This window comes from Peribacillus sp. P4_C12 (assembly GCF_056402095.1).
The window spans coordinates 1-5,806 of sequence record NZ_JBFUIB010000232.1 but is presented as its reverse complement, the minus strand read 5'-3'; the positions used below and the strand labels follow the sequence as shown (position 1 = coordinate 5,806).

At 36.4% G+C, this 5,806-nt stretch carries 6 protein-coding genes; 4 read left to right on the top strand and 2 right to left on the bottom strand.

Annotated elements, in window-relative coordinates; all coding sequences use genetic code 11:
- The first annotated feature begins 217 nt into the window (after nt 1-217).
- Nucleotides 218-985 (top strand): Cof-type HAD-IIB family hydrolase, encoded by a 768-nt coding sequence (locus AC1DUW_RS19715; protein WP_236694876.1) that lies wholly within the window; start codon nt 218-220, stop codon nt 983-985.
- A gap of 50 nt (nt 986-1,035) precedes the next feature.
- On the opposite strand, the gene def is transcribed toward AC1DUW_RS19715, so the two are convergent.
- Together def and AC1DUW_RS19705 are read right to left on the bottom strand one after the other, a co-directional pair.
- Nucleotides 1,036-1,590: a peptide deformylase gene (def, locus tag AC1DUW_RS19710; protein ID WP_252432184.1), complete on the bottom strand. Its 555-nt coding sequence runs from the start codon at nt 1,588-1,590 to the stop codon at nt 1,036-1,038.
- Between the two features lie 261 nt (nt 1,591-1,851).
- On the bottom strand, nt 1,852-2,013 hold the full coding sequence (locus AC1DUW_RS19705) for a YjcZ family sporulation protein (protein ID WP_083450682.1): 162 nt from the start codon (nt 2,011-2,013) through the stop codon (nt 1,852-1,854).
- A 215-nt stretch (nt 2,014-2,228) separates the two neighbouring features.
- Between AC1DUW_RS19705 and AC1DUW_RS19700 the strand changes: the two genes are divergently transcribed.
- From AC1DUW_RS19700 to AC1DUW_RS19690, 3 genes are all read left to right on the top strand, one after another.
- Nucleotides 2,229-2,894: a YkyA family protein gene (locus AC1DUW_RS19700; RefSeq protein WP_477643261.1), complete on the top strand. Its 666-nt coding sequence runs from the start codon at nt 2,229-2,231 to the stop codon at nt 2,892-2,894.
- 649 nt (nt 2,895-3,543) lie between these two features.
- The gene (pdhA, locus tag AC1DUW_RS19695; protein ID WP_053345165.1) at nt 3,544-4,659 is read left to right on the top strand and encodes a pyruvate dehydrogenase (acetyl-transferring) E1 component subunit alpha; all 1,116 of its coding nucleotides are present in this window, start codon (nt 3,544-3,546) and stop codon (nt 4,657-4,659) included.
- A gap of 3 nt (nt 4,660-4,662) precedes the next feature.
- A complete protein-coding gene (locus AC1DUW_RS19690; RefSeq protein WP_053345166.1) occupies nt 4,663-5,640 on the top strand; it encodes an alpha-ketoacid dehydrogenase subunit beta in 978 nt (325 codons plus the stop codon).
- The last annotated feature ends 166 nt before the right edge of the window (nt 5,641-5,806 follow it).

Genomic DNA, 5,806 nt, shown 5'->3' with positions numbered 1-5,806 from the left:
GTAATATAGTAAAGGCGCAGATTTGGGAGGAGAGAGTAGGGAGAATAAGTTGAGCTTTAATGAATTTTATTTACAGTAGTATATGCTCATTTGTAAATAAAAAACGTAGCAATAAATGTTAATTGACAGGTGAGTTACTTGACTTATCTTTATGACAATTATTAAATGGGTACATATTAAAAAAAGGAAAACTGAATGAATTGGAAGTGAAGAGTTAGTGAAAATCGTATTCTTTGATATTGATGGAACATTACTAGATCATGAAAAAAAGCTACCTGCCTCAACGAAGAAAGCTATTAAGCAATTACAGGACAATGGGGTTTTTGTTGCGATTGCTACAGGTAGGGCTCCGTTCATGTTTGAATCTTTAAGGGAAGAGCTTGGCATCGATACATTCGTAAGTTTTAATGGACAATATGTTGTTTTTGAAGGTGAAGTCATTTACAAAAATCCTTTAAGTTTGTCTGAAATAAAAAGGCTTCACGAACATTCTGAAAAAAATAATATACCAATTGTATTTATGAATGAAGAGACAATGAAATCTAGTGTACCGCATCATAGCAGAATTGAAGAGGCATTAAGCAGTCTGAAGTTTCCACATCCAGAACTTCATGCCGATTTTTACGAAGATCATGACATATACCAGGCCTTATTATTTTGCTCTGAGGATGAAGAAGGGAAATTCGTTGGTCAGTATGATAAATTTCATTTTATTAGATGGCATACATATTCGACGGATGTACTTCCATTCGGTGGTTCAAAGGCAGAAGGTATAAAGATATTAATGGAAAAAGTCGGATTTGGCCTTGAGGACGTTTATGCATTCGGGGATGGGTTAAATGATATAGAGATGTTAAAAGTAGCGGGATATGGCGTGGCAATGGGGAATGCCAGTCAGCTTTTGAAGCAGGAGGCCGACTTTGTAACGAAGGATGTCGATAATGATGGTATACTTTACGGATTAAAAGAACTTGATCTGATCTAGAACTTAAAAACTCCCGTCAACTGATGGGAGTTTTTTATCACTTAGTTAGCTCATCTTTCTACCGCAAAGGAATTTTCTGGAATGGTAAAGGGTTCTATTGGATTAATATGATCATAAAACAAGATTCCGTTCAGATGGTCGATTTCATGTTGAAAGCAAATGGCTGCGGTCCCTTTTAAGCGGAGCTGAACCAGTGTTCCATCCAGAGTCGTACCTGATACCATTATTCGAGCATAACGTGGTACATAACCAGAGATTGGACGATTAACGGAAAGACAACCTTCACCTGTCGTTAAGTAGGCTTTCTCCACTGAATGGCTAATGAGTTTAGGATTGAAAAGAGCGTAGCTATACAGTTCACCATTTTTATCTTTTAAATGAACGGCAATCATCCGTTTTGAAACATTTACCTGTGGTGCGGCCAAGCCTATCCCAGCTCTTAAACCATATTGAGCTGAAATTTCAGGATTCTGGCTATTTTGGACATATTCCATCAAGCTGGCTAAAAGTTGCTTATCTTCATCAGAAGCCGGCAGTGGTACTTCCAACGCGACTTTCCTTAATATTGGATCGTCTTCGTTAACAAAATCATCCATAGTAAGCATAATCTTTCACCCCATTAAAAATTTATAATATATGTATAGGGTTATTTTAACAAAAAAAATGCGAAAAGTTAATGGACTGTATACATAGGCTTTTGGATTGATAAAAGAGTACATGATAGAGATAGGATCAATACTCAAATCCCTTTCCCTATCATGATTGTATAAACCGATTGTGATCTTTTTTTAAAAAATCATTCATTTTTTTGTGAAATCAGGGTAAATAGATAACATATTCGGGTAAAGGTAGTAGTAATAATCTGTTTAGCAGAAGCAGGCGCCGACAATGATAAGCAGGATGAAAAGTACGATGATTAGAGCAAAGCCGCCTCCAAAGCAGCCCCCGCCTCCACAATGTCCACCATAACCGTAGCTGGGTGCAGCGGAAACCGGATAACAACAATCCTGGGTGTAACCTCCATACATAATTTTATACCTCCGTTTTTATATTGTTAAAGTATTGACCACTCTTAGTTGAAACGGTCTCTACAGCCTATGCAGTACGGTTTAAAGGGTGTAGGCTAAAGCCCAGTAATGGAAAATTCCTGCTTAGAATATGATTAGTACGAGAGTCTGCAATCTTCTAAAACAGATGAGTAGAAAAATATCCTACTTCAAAGAACTATCAGGAGGAGCTGTCGATGTTGAAACGTTTTCGTCTATATTTTGTTTTACTTCTTTCCTTAACAATTATGACCGGTTGTTTTAGTAGTTCACCGGAAGAAAAAATCCATAAAATTCTTGAAAAAACTACGGAGAAGGAAAGTGATTTTACCGAGCATCAAGAGCCACTTAATAAATTGGAGAATAAAGAAAAAGAGCAATATGATAAAATTATTAAACTTGGAATGAATGAATATGAACAAATTGTTGAACTTTCAGATGAAGCAACTAAGAATATTGATGAACGCGAGGCTATTATTGAAAAAGAACATAACAGTATGCAGGCCTCAAAGAAACAATTTAATAAGATAGAAGAACAAATTGGGAAAATAGAAAATAAGAAGGTAAAAAAAGAAGCCACTGAAATGAATAAGATAATGAGTGAACGATATAGCACGTACGATAACCTATATGAAGCTTATCAGCAAAGCTTAAAGTATGATCGTGAATTGTATGAACTATTTAAAAAAGAAGATTTGAAAATGGATGAGTTACAAGGCCAAATCAAGAAAATCAATACCTCATATACTAAAGTGTTGAAAACGAATAGCCAATTTAATGAATTAACTGAAAAATCTAATCAGAAAAAAGAAAGTTTTTACAACAGTTCAGGTATAGAAATGGCAGATTTAACCAAAAAATAATTATTTAATGGGCTGTGGGTAATACCCATAGCCTATTTTTTATGCATTCAAATAGTTTATTAACTAAAAAATTCTAGAATAATTTTTTTATTCAATATATAAAAGAACTCCTAAATATAAAAAATGAAGAAACTGTACTAAAAAAATTCTAAAATAGAAAATCTAACAGCAGAATGAAATGAAAGCGTTTAAAAATTTTCTCGAAATATTATTTTAAAGTCTCAAATGCCTTTAGTTAAAGCAATTTGGGAATCAATAGGATAGTCAATGGAAGTGAAATATTATACTTCAGTACCTATAAATTAAAAAAAGGATGAAAATTTATAGTACAGTTACAAAATCAAAACTAACACAGTGATGAAGATTTGGTGTTGGAAATTCTATTAAATCTAAAAAATAAGGAAATACAAGTGATTGACTTGACGTGAATGCATCTTGTAAACTAAATTTATAAAAGTTCTTGTATCATTTTTCTTGATTTTTTTTATGGTACAGAATAAGATTGAGACATATTAACCATATCCACGTTTGAGGGATTAGGCTTAAGGGAAAAATAAAAGAATGAATTGTTGAAGAAACTATAAAGCAAAATATTTTTGCTTATAGAATAATAATAGCAAACCTTTTTAATGAAAGGATGAGGTGCCAAATGGCTCAAAAAACTAAACAAGCTAAATTTAATGTTCAGAATCAGCTTAAGAAAGTGGAAGAACAATTTGAAACTTTTCAAATTTTAAATGAAGAGGGAGAAGTCGTTAACGAAGCGGCAATGCCTGATTTAAGTGATGAACAACTACAAGAATTAATGCGCCGCATGGTTTATACGCGTATCTTGGATCAACGTTCAATTTCATTGAACCGTCAAGGGAGATTAGGGTTCTATGCACCGACTGCCGGTCAAGAAGCCTCGCAAATCGCTTCCCAGTATGCATTGGAGAAAGAAGATTTCATTCTTCCAGGTTATCGTGATGTGCCGCAAATTGTTTGGCATGGTCTGCCGCTTTGGCAAGCATTCTTATTCTCAAGGGGACATTTTAAAGGGAATCAAATCCCGGAAGATGTTAATGTAATTTCACCGCAAATTATTATCGGTGCTCAGTATATTCAGGCTGCAGGTGTAGCTTTAGGTATGAAAAAGCGCGGTAAAAAAGCAGTAGCAATCACATATACGGGTGACGGTGGTACATCACAAGGGGACTTCTACGAAGGAATCAACTTTGCAGGTGCATTTAAAGCACCAGCTATTTTCATCGTACAAAATAACCGTTTTGCAATCTCAACACCTGTTGAATTGCAATCAGCATCGAAAACATTAGCCCAAAAGGGTGTGGCTGCAGGTATTCCTGGTATCCAAGTTGATGGTATGGATGCATTGGCCGTTTATACAGCAGTTAAAGAAGCTCGTGAACGTGCAATTAATGGTGAGGGCCCTACATTGATTGAAACATTAACTTACCGTTATGGACCACATACGATGGCTGGAGATGACCCGACACGTTACCGTACTTCTGATATGGATAATGAGTGGGAATTGAAAGATCCATTGGTTCGTTTCCGCAAGTTCTTGGAAAACAAAAAACTCTGGAATGAAGAATTAGAGAACGAAACAATAGAAAAAGCAAAAGACGATATTAAAGAAGCAATCAAAATGGCAGATGCAGAACCTAAGCAAAAGGTGACAGACCTTATTGAAAACATGTATGAAGAAATGCCTTATAACTTAAAAGAACAATATGAAATTTATAAAGAGAAGGAGTCGAAGTAAGCCATGGCTCAATTGACGATGATTCAAGCAATTACAGAAGCATTACGTACAGAACTTAAAAATGACGAGAATGTACTCGTTTTTGGAGAAGATGTTGGTCTTAATGGTGGAGTTTTCCGTGCAACGGAAAATCTTCAAAAAGAATTCGGCGAAGATCGTGTATTCGATACACCTCTTGCTGAATCTGGAATCGGTGGATTAGCGGTCGGTCTTTCTTTACAAGGTTTCCGTCCTGTTCCTGAAATTCAATTCTTCGGTTTTATATATGAAGTAATGGATTCCGTAAGCGGTCAGCTTGCTCGTATGCGCTACCGTTCAGGCGGACGTTACAGTGCGCCGGTTACAATTCGCTCACCTTTTGGAGGTGGAGTGCATACTCCGGAAATGCATGCGGATAGCTTAGAAGGTTTAATGGCTCAGCAACCAGGGTTAAAGGTAGTTATCCCTTCCACTCCTTACGATGCTAAAGGCTTATTGATTTCAGCGATTCGTGATAATGACCCTGTCATTTTCCTTGAGCACATGAAATTGTACCGCTCTTTCCGTCAGGAAGTTCCTGAGGAAGAATATACAATTCCATTAGGAAAAGCGGATGTGAAAAGAGAGGGAACGGATTTATCCATTATTACGTATGGTGCGATGGTACAGGAATCAATCAAGGCAGCTGAAGAATTGGCTAAGGAAGGTCATTCGGTTGAAGTTGTTGACTTACGAACTGTATCTCCATTGGATATTGATACAATCATTGCTTCAGTAGAAAAAACTGGACGCGCTATCGTTGTTCAAGAAGCACAAAAGCAAGCTGGCATAGCAGCGAATGTTGTCGCGGAAATTAACGAACGTGCTATTTTGAGCTTGGATGCACCAGTACTACGAGTGGCTGCTGCTGATACAGTATTCCCGTTTTCTCAAGCTGAAACAGTATGGCTCCCTAATTATAAAGACATTATTGAAACGGCGACTAAAGTCTTGAAGTTTTAACTATCTTGAGTAATCGGAATGGTAGTAACTGCTTGAGGAAGTAATTCGCATTAGAAGAATTACAAGATAAAGGACTTTATTCAAAGCCCTAAGTATGATTTAATATAGGAGGTTGAACTCAGTGGCATTCCAATTTAGACTCCCAGATATCGGAGAAGGTATACAC

Bases quoted from the DNA above. Each gene is read 5' to 3' on its own strand.
- def (WP_252432184.1), bottom strand. From the start codon at position 1,590: ATGCTTACTATGGATGATTTTGTTAACGAAGACGATCCAATATTAAGG.
- AC1DUW_RS19705 (WP_083450682.1), bottom strand. From the start codon at position 2,013: ATGTATGGAGGTTACACCCAGGATTGTTGTTATCCGGTTTCCGCTGCA.
- AC1DUW_RS19700 (WP_477643261.1), top strand. From the start codon at position 2,229: ATGTTGAAACGTTTTCGTCTATATTTTGTTTTACTTCTTTCCTTAACA.
- pdhA (WP_053345165.1), top strand. From the start codon at position 3,544: ATGGCTCAAAAAACTAAACAAGCTAAATTTAATGTTCAGAATCAGCTT.
- AC1DUW_RS19690 (WP_053345166.1), top strand. From the start codon at position 4,663: ATGGCTCAATTGACGATGATTCAAGCAATTACAGAAGCATTACGTACA.